The organism is Ruegeria sp. CF5 (genome assembly GCF_056537325.1).
Genome location: NZ_JBQFRI010000002.1, coordinates 443,261 through 464,406, shown reverse-complemented (window position 1 = coordinate 464,406; position 21,146 = coordinate 443,261). Strand labels below are relative to the sequence as shown.

General features: G+C 56.4%; 19 protein-coding genes and 1 tRNA gene. 6 read left to right on the top strand and 14 right to left on the bottom strand.

The genetic code is table 11. The annotated features are described in order from the left end of the window. Positions 1-3: 3 nt before the first annotated feature. Positions 4-705 (bottom strand): GntR family transcriptional regulator, encoded by a 702-nt coding sequence (locus ACR0NW_RS08505; protein WP_170651718.1) that lies wholly within the window; start codon positions 703-705, stop codon positions 4-6. A gap of 230 nt (positions 706-935) precedes the next feature. On the opposite strand from ACR0NW_RS08505, the gene ACR0NW_RS08500 reads away from it, so the two are divergent. Continuing rightward, positions 936-2,063, top strand: coding sequence for an aminotransferase class V-fold PLP-dependent enzyme (locus tag ACR0NW_RS08500; RefSeq protein WP_480449989.1), 1,128 nt, complete (start codon positions 936-938; stop codon positions 2,061-2,063). A gap of 13 nt (positions 2,064-2,076) precedes the next feature. Here the strand turns inward: ACR0NW_RS08500 and ACR0NW_RS08495 are convergent, their stop codons facing one another. From ACR0NW_RS08495 to ACR0NW_RS08485, 3 genes are all read right to left on the bottom strand, one after another. Continuing rightward, complete coding sequence (locus ACR0NW_RS08495) at positions 2,077-3,273, bottom strand: UbiH/UbiF family hydroxylase (RefSeq protein ID WP_480449988.1); 1,197 nt, start codon at positions 3,271-3,273, stop codon at positions 2,077-2,079. A gap of 74 nt (positions 3,274-3,347) precedes the next feature. After that, positions 3,348-3,596 (bottom strand): hypothetical protein, encoded by a 249-nt coding sequence (locus tag ACR0NW_RS08490; RefSeq protein ID WP_170651723.1) that lies wholly within the window; start codon positions 3,594-3,596, stop codon positions 3,348-3,350. Positions 3,597-3,682: 86 nt separating this feature from the next. Next, on the bottom strand, positions 3,683-4,327 hold the full coding sequence (locus ACR0NW_RS08485; RefSeq protein WP_480449987.1) for a pyrimidine 5'-nucleotidase: 645 nt from the start codon (positions 4,325-4,327) through the stop codon (positions 3,683-3,685). 99 nt (positions 4,328-4,426) lie between these two features. Here ACR0NW_RS08485 and ACR0NW_RS08480 point away from each other — a divergent pair, with 99 nt between their 5' ends. Then, entirely contained in the window at positions 4,427-5,068 is a 642-nt protein-coding gene (locus tag ACR0NW_RS08480; protein ID WP_480449986.1) for a GntR family transcriptional regulator, read from the top strand. Positions 5,069-5,071: 3 nt separating this feature from the next. Here the strand turns inward: ACR0NW_RS08480 and ACR0NW_RS08475 are convergent, their stop codons facing one another. Together ACR0NW_RS08475 and carA are read right to left on the bottom strand one after the other, a co-directional pair. Then, a complete protein-coding gene (locus ACR0NW_RS08475; RefSeq protein ID WP_480449985.1) occupies positions 5,072-6,952 on the bottom strand; it encodes a glycosyltransferase in 1,881 nt (626 codons plus the stop codon). 81 nt (positions 6,953-7,033) lie between these two features. Beyond that, complete coding sequence (gene carA, locus ACR0NW_RS08470) at positions 7,034-8,200, bottom strand: glutamine-hydrolyzing carbamoyl-phosphate synthase small subunit (RefSeq protein WP_480449984.1); 1,167 nt, start codon at positions 8,198-8,200, stop codon at positions 7,034-7,036. A gap of 183 nt (positions 8,201-8,383) precedes the next feature. Here carA and ACR0NW_RS08465 point away from each other — a divergent pair, with 183 nt between their 5' ends. Further along, the gene (locus ACR0NW_RS08465) at positions 8,384-8,869 is read left to right on the top strand and encodes a GatB/YqeY domain-containing protein (protein ID WP_170651741.1); all 486 of its coding nucleotides are present in this window, start codon (positions 8,384-8,386) and stop codon (positions 8,867-8,869) included. A 26-nt stretch (positions 8,870-8,895) separates the two neighbouring features. Here the strand turns inward: ACR0NW_RS08465 and ACR0NW_RS08460 are convergent, their stop codons facing one another. From ACR0NW_RS08460 to ctaD, 3 genes are all read right to left on the bottom strand, one after another. Then, the gene (locus ACR0NW_RS08460; RefSeq protein WP_480449983.1) at positions 8,896-9,387 is read right to left on the bottom strand and encodes a DUF2244 domain-containing protein; all 492 of its coding nucleotides are present in this window, start codon (positions 9,385-9,387) and stop codon (positions 8,896-8,898) included. A gap of 49 nt (positions 9,388-9,436) precedes the next feature. Further along, entirely contained in the window at positions 9,437-10,036 is a 600-nt protein-coding gene (locus ACR0NW_RS08455; protein ID WP_480449982.1) for a DsbA family protein, read from the bottom strand. Between the two features lie 160 nt (positions 10,037-10,196). Then, positions 10,197-11,855 (bottom strand): cytochrome c oxidase subunit I, encoded by a 1,659-nt coding sequence (gene ctaD, locus ACR0NW_RS08450; RefSeq protein WP_170651746.1) that lies wholly within the window; start codon positions 11,853-11,855, stop codon positions 10,197-10,199. 334 nt (positions 11,856-12,189) lie between these two features. On the opposite strand from ctaD, the gene ACR0NW_RS08445 reads away from it, so the two are divergent. Next, positions 12,190-12,609, top strand: a complete 420-nt coding sequence (locus ACR0NW_RS08445; protein ID WP_480449981.1) for an HIT family protein — start codon at positions 12,190-12,192, stop codon at positions 12,607-12,609. 13 nt (positions 12,610-12,622) lie between these two features. On the opposite strand, the gene ACR0NW_RS08440 is transcribed toward ACR0NW_RS08445, so the two are convergent. Further along, positions 12,623-13,036, bottom strand: a complete 414-nt coding sequence (locus tag ACR0NW_RS08440) for a MerR family transcriptional regulator (RefSeq protein ID WP_480449980.1) — start codon at positions 13,034-13,036, stop codon at positions 12,623-12,625. Positions 13,037-13,113: 77 nt separating this feature from the next. On the opposite strand from ACR0NW_RS08440, the gene ACR0NW_RS08435 reads away from it, so the two are divergent. Beyond that, complete coding sequence (locus ACR0NW_RS08435) at positions 13,114-14,055, top strand: cation diffusion facilitator family transporter (protein WP_480449979.1); 942 nt, start codon at positions 13,114-13,116, stop codon at positions 14,053-14,055. Between the two features lie 307 nt (positions 14,056-14,362). Here ACR0NW_RS08435 and lipB read toward each other — a convergent pair whose 3' ends face one another. Further along, on the bottom strand, positions 14,363-15,019 hold the full coding sequence (gene lipB / locus ACR0NW_RS08430) for a lipoyl(octanoyl) transferase LipB (protein ID WP_480449978.1): 657 nt from the start codon (positions 15,017-15,019) through the stop codon (positions 14,363-14,365). A gap of 39 nt (positions 15,020-15,058) precedes the next feature. Continuing rightward, the gene (locus ACR0NW_RS08425; protein WP_480449977.1) at positions 15,059-15,718 is read right to left on the bottom strand and encodes a DsbA family oxidoreductase; all 660 of its coding nucleotides are present in this window, start codon (positions 15,716-15,718) and stop codon (positions 15,059-15,061) included. A gap of 141 nt (positions 15,719-15,859) precedes the next feature. Between ACR0NW_RS08425 and ACR0NW_RS08420 the strand changes: the two genes are divergently transcribed. Continuing rightward, a tRNA-Leu gene (locus ACR0NW_RS08420) sits at positions 15,860-15,946 on the top strand. 290 nt (positions 15,947-16,236) lie between these two features. Here the strand turns inward: ACR0NW_RS08420 and ACR0NW_RS08415 are convergent. Both ACR0NW_RS08415 and ACR0NW_RS08410 read right to left on the bottom strand, forming a co-directional pair. Then, entirely contained in the window at positions 16,237-19,224 is a 2,988-nt protein-coding gene (locus tag ACR0NW_RS08415; protein ID WP_480449976.1) for a type III restriction-modification system endonuclease, read from the bottom strand. A gap of 15 nt (positions 19,225-19,239) precedes the next feature. Continuing rightward, positions 19,240-21,135, bottom strand: coding sequence for a site-specific DNA-methyltransferase (locus ACR0NW_RS08410; RefSeq protein WP_480449975.1), 1,896 nt, complete (start codon positions 21,133-21,135; stop codon positions 19,240-19,242). Between the last annotated feature and the right edge of the window lie 11 nt (positions 21,136-21,146).

Below are 21,146 nucleotides of genomic sequence, written 5' to 3'. Positions count from 1 at the left end.
GTGTCAGTAACTGGTTCTGACGCAAAAACCGGGTTGGTGGGTCATGCGGGCAAACGTCACGGGCTGTCCGGTAAGCCGGGTGGTGCGCTCAAGTTGGATCATCGGCGCGCCCGTCGTTGTCCCCAAAAACTCCGCCAGCCTTCCATCGGCCGAGATGGCGCAGAATGCCACATCCGCATCAGTGAAGGGCGCCGCGCTCAACAGCCACTCATGCGGGCCGGATTCGCTCAAATCTGCCTGCTCGACGTCGGGTAGAACCTCGATATTGATCCAGCGTTCTTCCAGTTGATAGGGGCGATTGTCGGCGTAATGCATGCAGACGACGTGCAGGATGCGGGTGTCGGATGCCACGCCAAGTTGCGCCGCCAGCCACGCAGGGCTGAGGATCACGTTACGTTCAACCAGGCAATACCGATATTCCGAGTTCTGATCTTCGATCATCTGCCGGGTCAGCGAAATCTCAAGCTTGGCTTGTTTGGAGGGTTCTTTCTTTACCCTGGTGCCGCTTTTTCGCTTACGCTCGACAAAACCCTGATCTGCAAGTTCGCGGAGCGCGCGGTTTACGGTGGCTCTGGCGCAATTGAATTCTTCGGCCAGTTGCGTTTCCGTCGGCAACAGTGAACCCTGAGGCCAGACACGGCTTTCGATACGCCGTTTCACCTCGTCACGTATGACCTGGAAACTTATCCGTTTTTGAACCGTCACGCGACCTCCGTCGTTCTTGTTACGAGTGTGCATATCTGTTCAGAAACACGCAGGAGTGTAAAGGTGCCGTAATGCTGTTTGGCGCCATTTCTCAATGCCTTGACTACTCATTTTTGGTGAGTTGACTGGTCTAGAGGCACTTGACCTTGCGTCACTTGAATTGAATTTTGCGCTTTACCAACCCGGTTGTCACGTTCAGAAATTCCGGGACCAGTCAGAAAGGACAAAACATGCCTGCACTGCTTGAAACCGTTGACCCTGACGGCCTCGAGGAATTCTCGGTCGTCTTCACCGATCGCTCGCTCAATCATATGTCCGCGGCCTTTCAGCAGGTGATGCGGGATATCTCGTCCTTGCTGGGCGAGGTCTACAATGCCGACGGGGTCGCGGTGATCCCGGGTGGCGGGACATACGGGATGGAAGCAGTTGCCCGCCAGTTTGCACGCGGTGCCGATGTGCTGGTGGTTCGGAATGGCTGGTTTTCCTATCGGTGGAGCCAGATTTTTGAGACCGGCGGCCTGACGGCATCAAGTACCGTGATGAAAGCCAGGCAAACAGGCAACTCAAATCCATCGCCATTTGCCCCTGCACCGATTGAAGAGGTCGTGGCGACCATTCGGGAACAGCGACCCGGCATCGTGTTTGCGCCGCATGTTGAAACCGCTGCCGGTGTGATCCTGCCAGACGACTACATCACCGCCATGGCCTCTGCCGCGCATGAGGTCGGCGCGTTGATGGTGCTGGATTGCATCGCCTCGGGCTGCGTCTGGGTGGATATGAAGGAGACAGGCGTCGACGTCCTGATCTCGGCCCCGCAAAAGGGGTGGAGCGCATCACCCTGTGCCGGGCTGGTCATGTTGTCCGAGCGGGCCGGGACGCGGCTGGAAGAAACGACTTCGGACAGTTTTGCCATCGATCTGAAGAAATGGCGCCAGATCATGCAGGCGTATGAGAACGGCGGTCATGCCTATCACGCGACGATGCCGACGGATGCCCTGCGCGCGTTTCGCGATACGATGTTGGAAACCAAGGACTACGGCTTTGAAAAGCTGCGCGAGGCGCAGTGGGCGCTGGGCAACGGCGTTCGCGCGATGCTGAAGGACAAGGGTGTCGTTTCGGTGGCTGCCGAAGGGTTCGGAGCGCCGGGCGTTGTCGTAAGTTATACCTCCGACCCCGATATCCAGAATGGCAAGAAATTCGCCGCACTGGGCATACAGATCGCAGCAGGCGTTCCCTTGCAGTGTGATGAGCCCGCAGGCTTTAGCACCTTCCGGCTGGGCCTGTTCGGTCTGGACAAGCTCTATGATGTGGATGGCACCATTTCCCGGCTGAGACGAGCACTGGATCAGGTGCTGTAAGTTCGATTGGGCCTCAGCGCACGCCGAGGCCCATCTGCATCAGTGTCTTTCGTACCGGCGCCAGCGAATAAAGCGCGTTCAGGCCCATGGCGCGGGCGTCCCGCAGGGCGCGGGTTTCAACCATCGAGGCACGGTTCAGCAGGTCGATTCCTTTGACCCGCAATTCGACCTCGGTATGGCGTGCCTTGTGGTAGGCATCCAGCATCTGCGCATCGCCAAGCCCGTCGGGCCGCGCCTGTGCCAGTTCCAGCAGGCAGCGCAAGTCGCCCAGTGACATGTTCAACCCCTGCGCGCCGATGGGCGGCACGACATGTGCAGCTTCGGCCATCAGCGCCACACGCTCGCCCGACAGCCGCTCTGCGGACTGACTGATGATCGGCCAGATGGTGCGGCGCGAAGCAAGCCTGAGCGGACCGAACAGGCCACAGGACCGTTCTGTCATGGCGGCCTCGAACTCTTCGGGCTCCAGGTTTAGCAATTCCACTGCCCGAGGACCGCGTTCCATCCAGACAATCGCCGAGGATGGTTGACCTTGCCAGTCGGGCAGGGGCACTAGTGTGAACGGCCCGCCCGAACGATGGATTTCGGTCGAGACGTTGTCATGTGCGATCGGATGTGTGACGGCAAAGGCCAGCGCCTTTTGACCATAGCGGGTCGTATGAACGTCAATTCCGGCGGCCTCGCGCATGGGCGAGTTCCGGCCATCTGCGGCGATTACCAACTTGCACCGGATGCGGCTGCCGTCGCTCAGGCCTACGCGCGCCTCAGCAGTGCGCGTGAACAGGCTGCTTGCGCCTGTGCCGGGGCGAAAATCCACATTGGGCAGTTCAGCCAGACGCGCGACCATCTCGCGCCGCAGCAGCCAGTTGGGCAGATTCCATCCGAACGGCTGGTCGGAAATGTCGGCAGCGTTGAAATCCCTTATCACCCGGGGCTCGGGAATATCTCCGCCCGCATCCACGATGCGCATGACCTGCAGCGGCGCGGCATATTCTGCCAGCCGCGCCCACAAGCCGCACTGTTCCAGTAGACCGCGCGAGGGTTGCAGGAATGCGGTGGTCCGCAGATCAGACCCGTCGACATCCCGTTCGGTGATCGGCGGGCTGGGGTCGACGCAGACGACGTCAAAACCCGCCGCACCAAAAACCGCCGCGGCGGTCAGCCCGGCAATGCCGCCGCCGGAAATCAGTATGTCACAGCTGTCAGTCATGGTGCGTATCTCCGTTGCTGGCGAACCCTATGGTCGATCCGCGCCGGATACCAAGTGACATCCTGTCCCGTTTGTCAGCCGCGCGAGATGAGCAAAAGGATCAGAAACATCACGGGCACCATCGCCAGCGCGGGCAGGTACAGCCCCGGCAGGCCGAACAGCATGATCGAACAGCCCCACATGCCAACGATCGCGGCGACAGTGTACCACAAATCCTCGGGCTGCCCGTCGGCCACATCCCGAGCCATCCAGCCAAACAGGGGGATGGAATAAACCAGACGCTGCCATATGGGCAGGCGGCGGGGCATTTCGATCGCGCTCATGGGACTCTCCGTTCTGTTCGTCGCTGCGGCGGATATAGGCGCCGGGAAGTGACTGTATCAGGTGCAGATCGTCGCAGTTTGGCGGTTTAGCAAAGGCGGGAAAGAAACCCCGTCAGGTCGTCCGTATGGTGGTGGATGAAATCGGCATCATGAGGCTCTGGCGCGACATGCACAGTGCGCATTCCCATTTGGTGGGGGGCGGCAAGGTTGCGTGGATCATCTTCGAACATGGCGGCCTTTGTCGCGTCGATTCCGTCTTGCGCAAAGATCGCCTCGAACGCGTCCCGCTCCGGTTTCGGGCGATAGTCGGCGTGCTCCACCCCATAGATCGCATCGAACAACCCGCTCAGCCCTCGCGCCGCAAGTACCCTTTCGGCATAGGGCGCGCTGCCGTTGGTATAGACGATACGCCTCCCGGGCAGCGCGCGGATGTGATCGGCCAGTGCCTTGTCTGGTTCCATGTGGCTCATGTCGACCTGATGAACCGCATGCAGATAGGGAACGGGATCAAGATCGTGTTCGGCCATCAGCCCGGCCAGCGTTGTCCCGTATTGCCGCCAGTAATGAGACCGCAGGCGGTCGGCCTCGGTCTTTTCAACACCAAGGGCCTGTACCACATAGTCGGTCATCAACACCTCGATCTGATCGAACAGGCGCATGTGTGGCGGATACAGAGTGTTATCGAGATCGAACACCCATTGGGTGACGTGGGCGAATGCAGGCTTGACCATGCCATGGGTTTAGGACGCGATGGCGCGGTTTTCAATGCCCGGGCTTGATCGCGTGTCGGTGTGGCGGATAGACAGTTCCGAACAGGGAGAAAACGACAGATGAGTCAGACCAACAAAGACGCCTATAGCCTGATATTGGAAGCAATAGACGTAGGCGTCTATAAACCCGGCGATCGTCTGGTTGAAATTGAACTTGCCGAGCGGTTCGGCGTGTCGCGCACGCCGATCCGCGAGGCACTGCAACGTCTGGAAACGCAGTCTTTGCTGGAACGGGATGGGAGGTCACTGATCGTGGCCTCACTTGACCACAACCAGATGGCGGAGTTGTACGTTGTCCGGCGCGAGTTGGAAGGGCTAGCGGCGCGTCTTGCCGCCCGGCATGCGACCAAAGAGGAGATTCAGGTCCTGCGGGATATGGTGCAGGAGGACGATGCACTGGTTAATGACCCGACCGCTCTATCCCGCGCCAACCGCAGGTTCCACGAACAGATTCATCTGGCGTCACACAATCGCTATCTCGTTCAGCAGCTTGTCCTTGTGCACCGCACAATGGCTCTGATGGCAACAACGTCGCTTGCGGCGCAGGGCAGGGGTGAAATCGCACAGGGTGAGCATAAGGCCATCGTCGAGGCGATTGCCGCCCGGGACGAGGATGCGGCTGACAAGGCGCTGACGGATCACATCTCGATCGCGTTCATGACCCGCCTTAAGCAGGACGCGGACCGTCGGGAAAGCCGCTGAGCCTCAGATCGTGGCGTTTTCTTCGGCGGCGTGCCCGTGTTCTGTCTTGTCCCAAAAGAAAGGTTTGGCTGCCAGTTCCCATAGGGCTTTGTAGGCGGCCACAACCCCCAGCGGATAGTACAGCACCATAGTCGGCACCCATGGGATCAGGAAACGCCGCTGTCGCGACGACACGCCGATCACACCGATCAACAGATTGAGCGCCTCTGCCACCAGAAACAGGACGGTACACCCAAGTATCAGGTGGGAAGAAAATAAGCCGGTAACAGGTTCCGGCAGGCCAAGGAAAATCAGCCAGAACACCCAGAGCACAGGGGCCAGTAGGAACTGCCCCAATGTGCCAAGGAAGAATGCCTGCACCCCCAGAAATTGCTTCACCCCCAAATCGCGCAGCAGCCCGGCGGGCGAGCGCATGTGCACCAGATATGTGACCATGAATCCCTTTAGCCATCGCGAACGCTGTTTGACCCAGGGCCATGCACGAAAATTGGCCTCTTCATAGGTAACGGCATCAATCATCTCTGACCGGTATCCGGCGCGGCATAGCCGGACCCCAAGATCCGCGTCTTCGGTTACGTTATGGGCGTCCCAACCGCCAAGTTCCTCCAGTACTTCGCGCCGGAAAAAGAAGGTGGTTCCGCCCAGCGGCATCACAAGGCCCATTCTGGCTATTCCGGGCAGGATGACGCGGAACCAGCCACAATATTCGATGGTGAAGCAGCGCGAACGCCAGTTTGTGCGGGGATTGTAGTAATCCAGAATACCTTGCAGGCAGACGACATCCCTTGGTGTCTGCCCAAACCGGCGAACAACCTTTTCGATCTGATCCGGGGCCGGGGCGTCCTCGGCATCCCAAACGCCCAGTATCTCTCCACGACAGAAATCCAGCGCATAGTTCATCGCCCGCGGTTTTGTAGTCAAACCGTTTAGGCCGGGGACTTCGATGGCCCGGACCCAGCTAGGCAGATCGATCCGGGCAAGGGCATCCCGGGTCACATGGTCTTTTTCTTCAAGGACCAGAATTACGTCCAGCAGAGAACGCGGGTAGGTCAGACGCCGAAGCCGGCGTATCAGCACATCAGCCACGGCGCGCTCCTGATAAAGCGGGACCAATATCGAAACGCAGGGCAAACGGTGATCGGCGGGGGTGGGTTCGGTCTTGGCGGACATGCGGCTAATCCGGTCCTGAATAAAGGCGATCAAGCCTGCAAACCGCAGCATCATGAATAAGATCAACGTGATAAGCGCAATTACAAACAGGACTGTGAAGCCGGTCTGAGGTGCCAGTACGAAAACACAGGCCGCCATAAGAAAGAGGGTCGCCCAAGACGTCCGTGAGGAAGGTGTCCAGGTTCGGCAACTTTGCGAAGGCTCAACGCGGGTTTCAGCCGCCAGCGCCAGCGGGCGGGAGTATTGCTTGGCAATGGCAGTGTCGATCTGATCCATGCTGGCAAGAACGGGAACAAACGTTTGCCCCTCTGCTTGCAACGCATCACGTATTTCATTGAACCGGTCTGGCCGGGCTGTTGCGATCAGGACAATCGGTCCAATGCGCATCCACGGAATTACGTTGTTCTTCAGCCAGAACTCAACGGGCCGCATCGCACAAAGCGCGGCGTCTGGCGGCGTGGCATTCAGGTCTGCGATCTGCATCCCGTTCTGTTCGGCCAGCGCGTCCAGCACCTCGCCCCGGTTCGTCCAGCCTTCACCCACAAGGATTTCACCCAGCGGTGCGTTCTGGCGGGATTGCATATGCAGGGCCTGCTGCAACTGCGCATCGTCAATAACACCGCGCGTGGTCAGAATCCGCCCCAGCGGCACCGGTGGCCGCATGCGGGCAACCGGGTGGGCGGGCGCAAGGCGTTGGAGGTTATGTTCACTCATCAAGCCACTCCGGCGCATTGGACTGGCGCCAGAGTTGCTCGAACAAGGTTAATGGCCCGTTAAGGCTGATTATGCAGGTTGTTACGCCTGTTCTTTTCTCTCGGCCATTGCGGCCGAGAACCGTTCGAACAGATAAAAGCTGTCCTGCGGTCCGGGCGAAGCCTCGGGGTGGTACTGAACCGAATAGACAGGGCGATCGGTCATGCGGATACCGCAGTTCGAACCGTCGAACAGCGACTTGTGCGTCTCCGTCACACCATCCGGCAGCGACTGGGCGTCAACGGCGAAACCGTGGTTCATCGACGTGATTTCGACCTTGCCGGTCTCCAGGTCCTTGACCGGGTGGTTTGCGCCATGGTGGCCGTGGTTCATCTTGATGGTCTGGCCACCAAGCGCCAGCGCCAGCATCTGATGGCCAAGGCAGATGCCGAAAACAGGCAATTCGGTGGTGTCCAGAATCTCTTTGATCATCGGCACGGCATATTCGCCGGTTGCAGCCGGATCGCCGGGGCCGTTTGACAGGAACACGCCATCCGGGTTGTGGGCCAGCACTTCGGCAGCCGTTGCCGTGGCCGGAAGGACGGTGACATCACAACCGGCGGACGCAAGGCAGCGCAGAATGTTGCGTTTGGCACCATAGTCGATCGCGACCACCTTGTGCGCGGGTGCTTCCTGACGTGCATAGCCATCCGGCCAGGCCCAACGCATCTCATCCCAGCGATAGCTTTGTGCGCAGGTGACTTCTTTGGCCAGATCCATGCCCTCAAGACCTGCAAATCCACGTGCTGCCGCAACCAGAGCTTCGATATCGAAGTTGCCCTCGGGATCGTGGGCCAGCGCGACATGCGGCGCGCCTTGTTGCCGGATTGCGCGGGTCAGGCGGCGGGTGTCGACGCCACCGATTGCGATCCGTCCCCGTTTTGCCAGCCAGTCCTTGAGTTCCTCGGCCGAGCGCCAGTTTGACGGCTCGGTCGGGTCCCATTTGACGACCATGCCTTCGGCAACCGGATCACCGGTCTCGTCATCCTCGGGGTTGACGCCGACGTTTCCGATATGGGGGAAGGTGAAGGTCACGATCTGCCCTGCATAGGACGGGTCGGTCATGATCTCCTGATAGCCGGTCATAGCGGTGTTAAAGCACAATTCCGCAACTGTTTGACCTGTGGCGCCGAAGCCGTGTCCGTAGAACAGTGTTCCATCGGCCAAAGCCAGACATGCGGTGGGCTTGGACGTGGCATTCTGGGCCATGGCGCGACTCTCCTGCTGGGTAAATCGGCGCATTCCTAAGGGGGTTGAGCCGCTGGGTCAAGTCTGATCAATTTTTGGGCTATTGTTATTTTTCAATAGGTTAGCATATATGCTCTGCTGTTGTGTCGCGCTTTTTGTTTCGATATGTTCAGGTTTCCGGTTCCATGGGGATGGGCAGATCATATGGATATGCGAACAAGGGTGAACAACGCCCTTAAACAGGCAATGAAAGACAAGGCGGCTGAAAGGCTGTCGACCCTGCGATTGATCAATGCTGCGATCAAGGACAGGGATATCGCAACGCGTGGCTCTGACAGTGAAGAGGCCAAAGGTTGCGGTGATGCCGAGGTGCTTGAAATCCTTGGGAAAATGACCAAACAGCGCAAGGAAAGCGCGCGCGCCTATGAAGAGGGCGGGCGTCTGGATCTGGCCGAGCGTGAACTGCGCGAAGTTGCCGTTATCGAGGAATTCCTGCCCAAGCAGATGGACGATGACGAGGTAACGGCGGCCATTCACGCGGCGATTACGGCAACCGGTGCGGGCTCGATCAGGGACATGGGCAAGGTCATGGGCGAGCTGAAGTCGCGATTCACCGGTCAGATGGATTTCGGCAAGGTCGGGCCCATGGTCAAAGACCAGTTGTGTGCCGCGCCGAATGGCGACTGCTGATCAGCAAAGCACATAGTTGAGCGAGCTTACTGTGCGGTTTCACTGCGCAGCTTGGTGACAAGTTCGCCATAAAGTTCGACGCGTTCGTCCTCGGACAGAAATGAACCGATTTCCACTTCACGGCCGCCGCCGACCAACGTGACATAATTGGGAACCGGCCCGCCGTGTTTGTGTATCTCGGGGTGTGCCCAATAGCGGTTGCAGTTCCATTCCTGTTTCCGCCCGCGCGGGTTATGACGCACCAGCCGGGCCTGGTTGTGGGATAACGTCAGGACCTCGAAAACGCTGCGCGCCCGATAGTTGGATTTGAACGCCAGCCACAGGCCCAGCACACTCAGCAGCAGAAACGGCAGTAACCCCCACAAGATGACCGATCCCAGAACCGCAAGCAGCGGGATCGAGCCGAACAGAAACACCAGAACAACGGTAACCATGGCACCTTGTGGCGGCAGTGAATTGTGCGGCCACAAGCGCAGTTCCTGTACCGAATCCGAGGTTTGATTCCACCTATAGGGCATAGGCGAAGAATAGCGCGGTGTTTTCAGATGTCGATTGTGGTTTGACCCGTCAGACCACGTGCCCGACCTGGGCCCAGGACAGCGCGTCGTCAAGCCTGTCGTCGCCCCAGAAAACCTCGCCCTGAACAACAAAGCTGGGGGCGCCGAATACGCCCAGTGAAACAGCGGTGTTTGTTTCCTCGTCCAGTGCCGCCATGGTTTCGGGCTCGCGTGCACGGGCAAGCACAGGCAATGGATCCTGCTCGGAGCGGTGAAGGGCTTCGGTCAGTGCCGCTTCGCTGCCGGCTTCGATGCCTTCTTCGAACCATATGCGGTAAAGAGCCTGCGTGAAACGTTCACCCCAACCATCCTTCATTCCCAAAAGGGCCACCTGATTTGCAAGCGCCAGATCGGAAATCGGGTAGGGGGCCGGAAGGCTTGCATGTACGCCATACTTGGCGGCGCGCCGTTCGATGTCGCGCCACATATATTCCGTTTTTGCCGGTTTGCCGGCAAAGGGAATGTTCTGCTGATCCAGCATCACGGTCCGCACGTTGAACGGGCGCCACCGGACTTTGGCATCATGTTCGGTGCACCAGTTATTCAGACGCATCACCGTCAGGAAGGAATATGTACTGCCAATGGAATACCAAAAATCAATCTCGGGCATCTGAAATCTCCGGATAACCTGTTCGCGGCCCCGTCAAGAATAGCGGATTTTTGGGATTCTGGCGATACTTGGCCACTTTGAGCAGGCGTAAGCACCGCAACGCAATGAAAAACCCCGCCGGGATACGGCGGGGTTTTCTTTTAGTTTGCTGGTGCCGGGATCAGTGCGCGTGGCCCTTGTCCCAGTCTTCCTGCTTGGGCAGCTGCTCGAACGTATGTTCGGGCGGCGGCGAAGGCAGGGTCCACTCCAGCGTATCCGCATATTCGTTCCAGTAGTTGTTCTGGGTCACACGTGCGCCACGGAACAGGGCGTAGAACACGATGCCGAAGAACAGCAGGAACGAGGCGAAGGACACGAAGGCACCAATCGACGATACATAGTTCCACTGGGCAAACGCCTCGGGGTAGTCGATGTAGCGGCGCGGCATGCCCTGACGGCCCAGGAAGTGCTGCGGGAAGAAGGTCAGGTTGGCGCCGATGAAGAACAGCCAAAAGTGAACCTTGCCCCAGAACTCGGAATACATGCGTCCGGTCATCTTGCCGAAGTAGAAGTACACCCCGGCAAAGATGGCAAAGACGGCGCCAAGCGACATCACATAGTGGAAGTGCGCAACCACGTAGTAGGTGTCGTGATAGGCACGGTCCACGCCAGCCTGGGACAGAACCACACCGGTCACACCGCCAACGGTGAACAGGAACAGGAAGCCGAAGGCGAACAGCATGGGCGTCTTGAACTCGATGGAACCGCCCCACATGGTCGCGATCCACGAGAAAACCTTAACGCCGGTCGGAACCGCGATGACCATCGTGGCCAGCATGAAATACGCCTGCTGACGCAGCGACATGCCGACGGTGTACATGTGGTGCGCCCACACGACAAAGCCCAGAACACCGATCGCGATGATCGCCCAGACCATCGGCAGGTAGCCGAAGATAGGTTTGCGCGAGAAGGTCGCGATCACGTGGCTGATGATGCCGAAACCGGGCAGGATCACGATGTACACTTCCGGGTGGCCAAAGAACCACAGGATGTGCTGATACAGGATCGGGTCACCGCCACCGGCCGGATCAAAGAAGGTGAAACCAAAGTTGCGGTCCATCAGCAGCATGGTGATCGCGCCCGCCAGAACCGGCAGCGACAGCAGAATCAGCCATGAGGTGACGAAGATCGACCAGCTGAACAACGGTACCTTGAACAGGGTCATGCCCGGGGCACGCATGTTCAGGAAGGTGGTGATCATGTTGATCGCGCCGAGGATCGAGGAGGCGCCCGATACGTGCACGGCAAAGATCGCAAGGTCCATAGACATGCCGCCTTCGGTCGTCGACAGCGGCGGGTACAGAACCCAGCCCACGCCCGAACCGAGCTGGTCGTTACCACCGGGGCTCAGCAGCGATGCCACGCCCAGCGACGTACCAGCGACGTACAGCCAGAAGGAAAGGTTGTTCATCCGCGGGAACGCCATATCCGGCGCACCAATCTGCAACGGCATGAAATAGTTGCCAAATCCGCCGAAGAGGGCCGGGATGACCACGAAGAACATCATCAGAACACCGTGATAGGTGATCATAACGTTCCACAGGTGTCCGTTTGGTGTACAAGGATCGGCCATGAACCCTTCCAGGCACATGTACTGAACACCGGGGTGCATCAGTTCAAGCCGCATGTAGACGGTCATCAGAACCGAGATCAGACCGGCGATCGCCGAGAAGATCAGGTAAAGAAGCCCGATGTCCTTGTGGTTGGTCGACATGAACCAGCGGGTAAAGAAACCGCGATTGTCTTCATGCTCGTGACCATGAATGGCTGCGTCTGCCATTTAGGTGCCTCCTGTTGCAACTAAACCGCGCAGCCGGACCTCTCCGGCGCGCGGGATTCCTGCTGGTTTTAGAAGGTGAGGGGATGACCTTCAATGGTCGAGTTTGATCTGGATCAAGAATAATTGTCGCGGGGGGTACACGGCACCACCCGACGCAAGGACGCAGACAGGCGCAATATGGTGGGCGAATGTCAGTTTTCAAGCGCAGCGTCTGGCACGGTCAGAATTTCCGAGGCTGAAGGATTTTGTCCCGGGGAGCGGGCATTTTCTGTGCTTGACCGTCAGCGCCGGTGCCCGCAAAAACAAGCGCAACTGTCCAGACCGGAGATCCGTTATGACCGACTACGATTCCGAAAATATCTTTGCGAAAATTCTTCGTGACGAAATCCCATCAACGCGCGTCTACGAAGATGACGATACATTGGCTTTCATGGATATCATGCCCCGGTCGGATGGCCATCTTCTGGTCATTCCAAAGACGCCGTGCCGCAACGTGCTTGATGCATCACCCGAGCAACTGGCATCGGTTATGGCGACCGTCCAAAAGATGGGGCGAGCGGTGACAAAGGCCTTTGACGCGGACGGGGTCACCGTTCAGCAATTCAACGAGGCCGCAGGGGGGCAGGAGGTGTTTCACCTGCACTTCCACGTTTTACCGCGCTATGAGGGCGTTTCAATCCGCCCACCCGGCACCATGGGGGATTTCGACCTGATCGCGGAACATGCGGGAAAAATCCGCGCTGCGCTGAACTGATTCAGGCAGACAATCAGTGCGACCCCGAGCAGGTATCGTGGTCGCCAAACGCGTGAAGGACGGCGCACACATGATCGTGCCGCCCATCACAGGCAGTTGCGATGCGGGCCAGTTCCGTCTCAAGACGGCGTAGTTGGGTTATGCGGTTGCGCAGATCCGCCAGTTGCCGTTCTGCAATTTCATGAGCGCGATCAAGGTCTTTCCCGCGCGCGCCTTCAAGAGAAAGCAGCGCCTCGATATCTGCCAATGGCAATCCCAGATCACGGGAATGGCGGATGAATTTCAAACGGTCCAGCGCCACCTGATCATAGCGGCGCTGGTTACCTGCAGTGCGTTCCGGGTGGGGCAACAACCCCCTTTCTTCGTAAAACCGGATCGTAGGCACTTTGACTCCGGTTCGTCGCGACAGATCTCCGATTGAAAACAATTTTTCAAAACCTCTTGCACCTCTAGTGACTAGAGGAATTACATGTAGTGTCGGACCAGAACAAGGGACGCAAATCAATGGCGCACGACCATTCACACGCGGATCATGGACACGCGCATACTCATATTGACCCTCAATCCGGCGATGCAAGGGTTGCCTGGGCGATAGCCGTCAACATGATCCTGACCCTAGCGCAGGTAGTTGGTGGCATTCTGTCCGGCTCGCTCGCGTTGATTGCCGATGCTCTGCACAACTTTTCGGACGCAATCGCGCTGATTATCGCCTTTTTCGCCCGCAAGATCGCGAGGCGGCCCGCGGATGCCCGGATGAGCTTTGGTTACGGGCGGGCCGAGGTTGTGGCAGCTTTGGTCAACTACACGACGCTCGTCGTACTGTCTGTCTACCTTCTGTATGAAGGCATCATGCGCTTTTGGCAGCCCGAGCCGATCAACGGTTGGGTTGTAGTCTGGATCGCAGCCCTTGCCCTGATCGTCGATCTGATCACCGCGGCGCTGACCTACACGATGGCCAAAGACAGCATGAACATCCGGGCTGCGTTCATCCACAATGTTGCTGACGCTTTGGGGTCGGTTGCCGTAATTGTGGCGGGCAGTGCTGTGATCCTGTTTGAATGGACCTGGGTTGATCCGGCAGTAACGATCCTGATCTCGCTTTACATTCTTTGGCACGTAAAGGCCGAAATCGGCGACACCGTTCGGGTGCTGATGCTTGGTGCGCCACGGGGCCTTGATCCCGAAGAGGTCGCGACCGCCATGGAGAATGTCGAAGGTGTGGCCCAGGTCCATCACGTGCATCTTTGGAGTATGCAGGAACGACAGGCAGCCCTCACGGCGCATCTCGTGATTGCGCCAGATGCATGGAGCAACGGCGAAGAGATCAGAACGGCAGTAAAGTCCGCTCTGCACGACAGCTTTGAAATTTCACATGCAACGCTGGAATTGGAATGTGCGGACCGCGCCTGTATCGGCTCGTCCAGGTTCGGGCATCTCGAAGAATAGCAGGTCCGGAAAAGGAATTGCCGTTCCGATATGGGGTCGGAACGGCAGACTCGTAACCAAGCACTTATCGGTCCACACGGATAGTCCGCGATTTCCGGTTTAACGCACCACTCACTCTGAGAATGGTAGGTTCATATTACCCCTGGCCGCTGCGTTTGTATTGGCCGGATTTGAAGGTTTACCGAAAAATAAGGGAAAATTCCCGATACACAGGAAATCTTTCGCCTTGATCAGAAACAGAACCGGAGAATCTAGCCGATTGTTATTTCCCTCGAAGTCTCACAGTGATTCGCGGCGGTCAGAAAATTCAGACTTGGGTGCTTTCGAAAACTTCATCAAACGTGCGGCGCAGCGCAACGTCCACATCGGCCATGGTAACCGGCAGGCCCAAATCCACCAATGATGTCACCCCATGTTCAGAGATGCCGCAGGGCACAATTCCCGAAAAGTGATCCAGCTCGGGTTCGACATTGATCGAGATGCCGTGAAAACTCACCCATTTCCGCAGCCGGATTCCGATGGCGGCAATCTTGTCTTCGGCAGGGGCGCCAGAAACGGTTAGCGGCTTGTCATTGCGCTGAACCCAAACACCAACGCGCCCATCCCGGATTTCGCCGCGCACGTTGAATTCAGCAAGAGCTGCGATCACCCAGGATTCGAGCTGTTTCACAAATCTCCGAACGTCATGACCACGCTTGCCGACATCCAGCATGACGTACACCACCCGCTGTCCCGGCCCGTGATAGGTGTACTGACCGCCGCGTTTGCTCTCGTAGACCGGAAAGCGATCCGGGTCAGTCAGGTCCTCACGGCGGGCCGACGTGCCCGCGGTGTAAAGTGGCGGATGTTCCAGCAGCCAGATACATTCATCGGCCTGACCCGCAGCAATAGCCGCCGCGCGCTCCTCCATAAAGGATACTGCGGCTGCATAGTCGGTCAGCCCGTCTGTGATCTTCCATTCCATGCCCGGTGCATACCTGTCCGCAACAACAAGCGAAAGAGGCTATGCAGCCTCATTCAGACACTGCTGCAAAGCCTGCATATAGGTGTCTGTACCCTGCGCACCCGTCAGCAAATATTTTCCGCCAAACACCATCGACGGGACGCCCGAAATACCCCGGCTAGTCCAGAAATGTTGCTTTTCGCGGACCGGGGCTGCGTGCGCGCCAGAGTCCAGGGCCGCACGCGCCTTGGCCGGATCAAGACCTGCCGTTTTTGCCGCTTCAACCAGAACCTCCCTGTCCGACACGTCTTTCTGCTCCGTGAAATACGCTTCGAACAGTGCCATCTTCAGCGGATGCTGCCGACCCTGATCTTCGGCCCAGTCGAGTAGTTGGTGCGCCTCGAACGTATTCACGATTCGGCTATTATCGTCGAAATTGAACGTGAAACCCAGATCAGCACCCAAGGCGGTCAGTTGGTTGCGCACCTGCTGACTTTGTTCGGCGGAACTGCCGTATTTCTCGGTTATGTGTTCACGCAGGTTCTGGCCGTCAGGTCCCATGTTCGGGTTAAGCTCGAACGGATGCCATCTGAGGTGGGCCAATACCTGTAAGTTCCTGAGTGCCTGATCCAGCTGTCGAAATCCCACGATGCACCAAGGGCAAACGACATCCGAGACAATGTCGATTTGTACAACGGGTTGAGATTCTGACGACGTCATTGAGTGCTCCTGCCTATGCCTGGGATACGTGATCCGACCTATCAGATATTGTCATTTCGCACGAATTCAAACCACGGCGTTTTTGCCCCTTCACATCCTTTACACGACCGTCTATACGCCCCTCTACCAAGCCTAGGCAGTGCGGTCGTGGCGGAATTGGTAGACGCGCAGCGTTGAGGTCGCTGTGGGGTAACACCCGTGGAAGTTCGAGTCTTCTCGACCGCACCAACAAAATAAAAATTACCATTAAAAAACAATCGCATATACAATACGTTTGCGATTAAATCCACCTTTTCATCCACCCTAACGATTACATGGTTAGTCTTGGGTTCTCATTCGTAACAGTTTGCGAAGCATCATCGAAGTCTGCCGAGTCAATAAGTGCTTCTGACCAGTTTCATAAGCTAAGCCGCGAGATAACGGGTGCGCCCTTGGTGTGGTGACACCGCGCATATCTACGATGTTGAGGGTGGATCAGGGGCTTAGCGCAGCCCCTTGAAATTCGCTGTTGTCGGCGCTTAAACGTGCTTGAGCATGTCTTCAACCGAAGTTGATTTGATGTATTGAGCAGGGGCGTCGCCTTCGGCCAGCACGGCAAAATGCCTTTCGCCGCACTTGATCTTCGCCCCTTCTTTGTGGCGAAGATCATCCCACCATCCACTGCCCTTTGTTTCTACAACAAAGAACAGCTTTTCTTGCCCATCATCTTCAACTAACACAGCCCAGTCTGGGTTATAAGTTCCGAGCGGCGTAGGGATTTTGAACCAGGGCGGGAGCTTCGCATAAACCTTTACTGCTTCGTTGGCTTCAAGGTCTTCCGCAAACCTCTTTTCGACGCCCGCCGAGTCATAGACGACATGCTGATAGACCGATTTCTGCGTCTCCAGCGTGTTCTTAAGATAGCCTGTCAGCTCCTCTTGTTTGAACAGCTTTTGAGCATAGAAATGGTCAGCGCCGATACGCTGATAACGAATGCCGTCCACTAGCGCGAGGCGCTTCGAGCGGTTGATTGCTTCCTCGGCTATGTCGATGAACTCCTGCGGGTTCTTTTTGAAGTCGTGCAAACGCCGACTATTCGTCAGGATTTCGACCAAACTTTTGCGCGTGAGATGCGTCTTGTCCTGAAGGTCCGTAAGCAGATCGGGCAGCTCGATATCGCTCTCATTGATCGTCGTAAATATCGATGTGTCGCCTTCGTTTGCCTGCACCCCACCTTTTCCGATGGCAATGTCCGCCTTTCGGAAGCGAGCCCGTGTCTTCGTGATGGGTGGAGCGTCCCGAATTGCCGTCGCGCAATCCTCGATAAGTTTTGGATTGTCAAAGTCCACGCGGTACGTGGTCTTGTGCTTTATCCGATCCCAAAGCTGCTTGAATTCGTCACTCTCCAAAACCGCCTCGCGGGTACGGATGGTCACGCGCTCATCGGCGTTCTTGATTTCCAGCTTGCCCGCGAGTTTACGCAGAATGTCCTTGATATCCGCCTCTTGTTCTCCGAATTCATCGGGAAGCGCTAGCGCGTCTTCCTTTAATGCCGTTCGCAGGGTGTCCAGCACCTTGCCACGACTATCCAAGTATCCTTCGCCCTCCAGGAAGTCCCATACCGCCTCCGACTTTTCCACGCCGAGCGGCGCAGTCGTTCCATCATCGGAAGTCACGGCGATGTTGGCGAACTGGTGTTTTTCCACCACGCCAAAGCGGATGCCCGTGTCAGCTTCGATCTCCTTCTGAAGGTTTTCTGCGAACTGCTCATAGCTTTCCGTTGCGATGACGGTCAGAGTGTTCACATCGAAGCCGCGCAGGCGGTTGCCTTCCTGGTTAACGCAGAGACGCAACCCTCGGCCGAGCGTTTGCCGCCGTTCGCGCTCCGAACCCATGTCGCGCAGGGCGCAAATCTGAAAAACGTTCGGGTTGTCCCAACCTTCCTTCAAAGCGGAGTGGGAGAAGATAAACTTGAGCTTCGAGTCAAAGCTCAGCAGCTTCTCCTTATCCTTCATAATCAGGTTATAAGCGCGTTCGGCGTTGTCGCGGTTCGTCTGGTTGTTCTCAGCCGTTTCCGTCCAGCCGCCCTTCTTGTCGATGGAAAAGTAGCCGTTGTGGACTTCATCCGCCTCGATATCGAGATCGACCTTCTCGAAGAGAGTCTGGTACGTTTCGCTCTTGGCGAGTTTGCAGTACTCCTCCTCGAATATCAGAGCGTACTTGCCCTTCACGATGTTCCCGTCCTCATCGTACTGGCGGTAGAATTCCACGCTGTCGATGAAGAACAAGCTTAGCACCTTCACATCGCGCTTTTGTGCGGCGAAACGCATCTCCTTGTCCAGATGCTCTTTGATGGTGCGGCGTATCATTAGTCGCTTGAGGTCATCAGGATTCACGCCGCCGACTTCTTCGCCTGGGTGAAGGGTGACTTCGCCGCCTGGCATGCTCAACTCTACCGACTCGTTGCCCTTGCCGCAGTTGATTGTGCCGATGCGGAAGTTCTCGTAGATCGCGCGACCTGTCTCTTGCTCCAGATCATCGCCGTCTTCGACCGTCAGGATGTCACGCCGCACGTTGCCGCCGCGTATGAAGTCCGCTTCGATTTTCGCGCTGATCGAGCCGCCTCGGTTGTGGGTCGAGAGTAGCTTCACGAAGGGCTTGTTGTGTCCTCCTTCAACTTCGAGCGAAGCAACTTCAATCTGTTTGACCAGTTCCCGCTCATAGGCATCCACGGCGTCCAGTCGGTAAACCATGTGGTGCTTGTCCACATGGGTTGCAGAATATCGCAACGTGCAGAGCGGGTTCATGTCATTCAGGGCTTCTTTGCCTTTGCCCTTTAAGCCGCCGTCCACACTTTGCGGCTCATCCACGATGATGATTGGGTGAGTGGCGCGAACGAGGTCAATGGGCTTTTCGCCGCCCGTTTTCTCGCTGTCCTTGTAGAGGTTGTTCACATCCTTCTTGTTGATCGCCCCAACTGTGGCGACCATGATCTGGATGTTTGGGCTCGTCGCGAAGTTCCGCACCTGGCCGAGCTTGGTCGAGTCATACAGAAAGTACTCGTACCCTTTGGCGATGGGGTACAAGGTCTCGAAGTGGTCACGAGTGATCTGGAGTGTTTTGTAAACGCCTTCTTTGATTGCGACGGACGGCACGACAATCACAAATTTCGTGAAGCCATAGCGCTTGTTCAGTTCGAAGATTGTGCGCAAGTAGACATAAGTTTTTCCCGTGCCTGTCTCCATCTCAACCGTGAAGTCGCCGCTCGTTAGAGACTCTGACGGGCGCAGACCGTTGCGAAGTTGAATGGTGCGCAGGTTCTCAAGAAGTTCGTCATCCAGCAGTTCCAAGCGGTTGCCAATGCCAAGTTCGCTCTCGGTGATTCCAAAGGAACCTTGCCCCGTGTCATCGGGACGGTAGGTAACAGTAAACTCCGTGCGGTTGATGTCTTGGCCTTGGAACAAGTCCACGACCGAACCAATCGCCGCGTGCTGATAGTCCAAATTTTCTTCAAAATGCAGTTTCATGTGCGCCCTCCGATCTTACAGGCTGCGCACATGAGCGATGCCGTTCTGTTCCAGAATGGCTGTCATGTTGGTCTTGGCGATATCATCGGCAAAGGCGCTATCGCGGAAGACAACCTGTGTGTCCGACGCAGGCTCAAGTTCCTTGTGCCAAGTGGTGATGCCTTGCGCCAAGGACTCGATTTCGTCCTTGCCGATATCGGTATCCAGACATGCGAAGAGTACACCAAAGCCGATGCTGTAGACCGCTTTGCCCTCAATATCCTTTACCTCGATGGGGACGCTCAGATCCACTCCGCGCTTAAGCAGAAGTTCGTACAGAACATCTTGCTCGCTGCGGCCTTCGACAAGATGCTCGGCATGATCGAGTAGGGTTCGCTCAAGGTCAGACGCATCTGGGTTCCACGCCTGAATATTGCTGCTATCCAGTTTAAAAGCCTTAAAGCCCAGGTCGGCATTGGATGCATCGTTTTGCTCTTTGATTTTGATTGCAGCCTTCCGAAGACGGTCCATCCCAATATCAGCAATTGTTTTGTAACCAGCTTTGAAGGCATCCGCCTTCTCTTCTATATGCTCTGGAAGTTGCACCATAACGAAGCGACGATTCCCACCATCCTCATCGTTCGCTTCCATTGTTGCATGTGCCATCGCAGCAGAACCAGCAAAGAAATCTAGTACGATATCACCTGTTTCACGATCTGTCCCAATATCCAAAATTTGCTTCATAAGACCGATAGGCTTAGGAAAGTCAAAAATTTTGGCGTTTCCAAAAAGTCGAAAAATTTCATTGGTTCCATGTTGAGAATAAACGTCGTCAATTACCGAGAAAGCCTTGGTTTTCCTGACGTTGCCGTTCTCGTCTTTTAGGTATTGCTTCGACGAAAGTACCCACGAGCCATCTGGCTTTTGATTGAACTCGATTTCCCCGTCTGCAAGAGCCTGCTTCGCTCTTTCAGGTCCCCAACGCCACTGCCTCTTTGGCCAAACTTCTGTTCCGTCCGGTGCAGGTATTGGAAACTTCAAGTTCGCACGGACATCAAAGCTTTTCATCGCTTCTAGGGGGTGTGTTCTATATGGCCCTCGTTTTTTGTAGTTGTCGTCGGTGCTCTTGTAATACCTGTCAATCTGCTCATCGCTGAGGGGTACAAATATGTTGGGAAGGAACTCGATGTCTTTGCAGTACACAAGAATGTACTCATGCATTGTAACAAGATATTTCTCCTTCGCTCCCCCGCCATATCTCTTCTTCCATACTATCGAATCTACGAAATTTTCCTCTCCGAAAACCTCATTCATGAGTAGTCTTAGGTTCGCAAATTCGTTGTCGTCGATAGAAACAAATATCAGTCCGTCCTGCTGGAGAAGGCTCTTAGCCAGCTTCAGTCGTGGCAACATCATGCTCAGCCAATTTGTGTGAAAGCGCCCAGAACTCTCTGTATTTGAGGAAATCTTGAAACCATCAATGCCCTTTTGCCCAGTGTATTTAAGATAGGTGTCTAGGTTTTCTTGAAAACGGTCAGGATATATAAACTCCCCTCCCGTGTTGTAGGGCGGATCAATGTAAATCATTTTTACCTTGCCCGCGTAACTCTTTTGCAAGAGCTTCAAGACTTCGAGATTGTCGCCTTCGATGAACAGATTTTGGGTTCTCTCCCAATCCACGCTTTCCTCGGGGCATGGACGCAATGTGCCTGTCGAAGGTGCCAGGGCGATCTGGCGGGCTTTTTTCTTACCGTACCAAGACAGACCATACTTCTCCTCTCCGTCCTCTACTTGATCACCGAGAAGTTGGCGCAACGTTTCGAAGTTGACGCCATCCTCGCCAAAGGCGTCTGGAAAGATCGTCTTCAGAGCTTCGATGTTATCCTCGATGACATTGCGACTCTGTCCGTCCTCTTGTTTTAATGCGTCCATTGCTCGCTTCC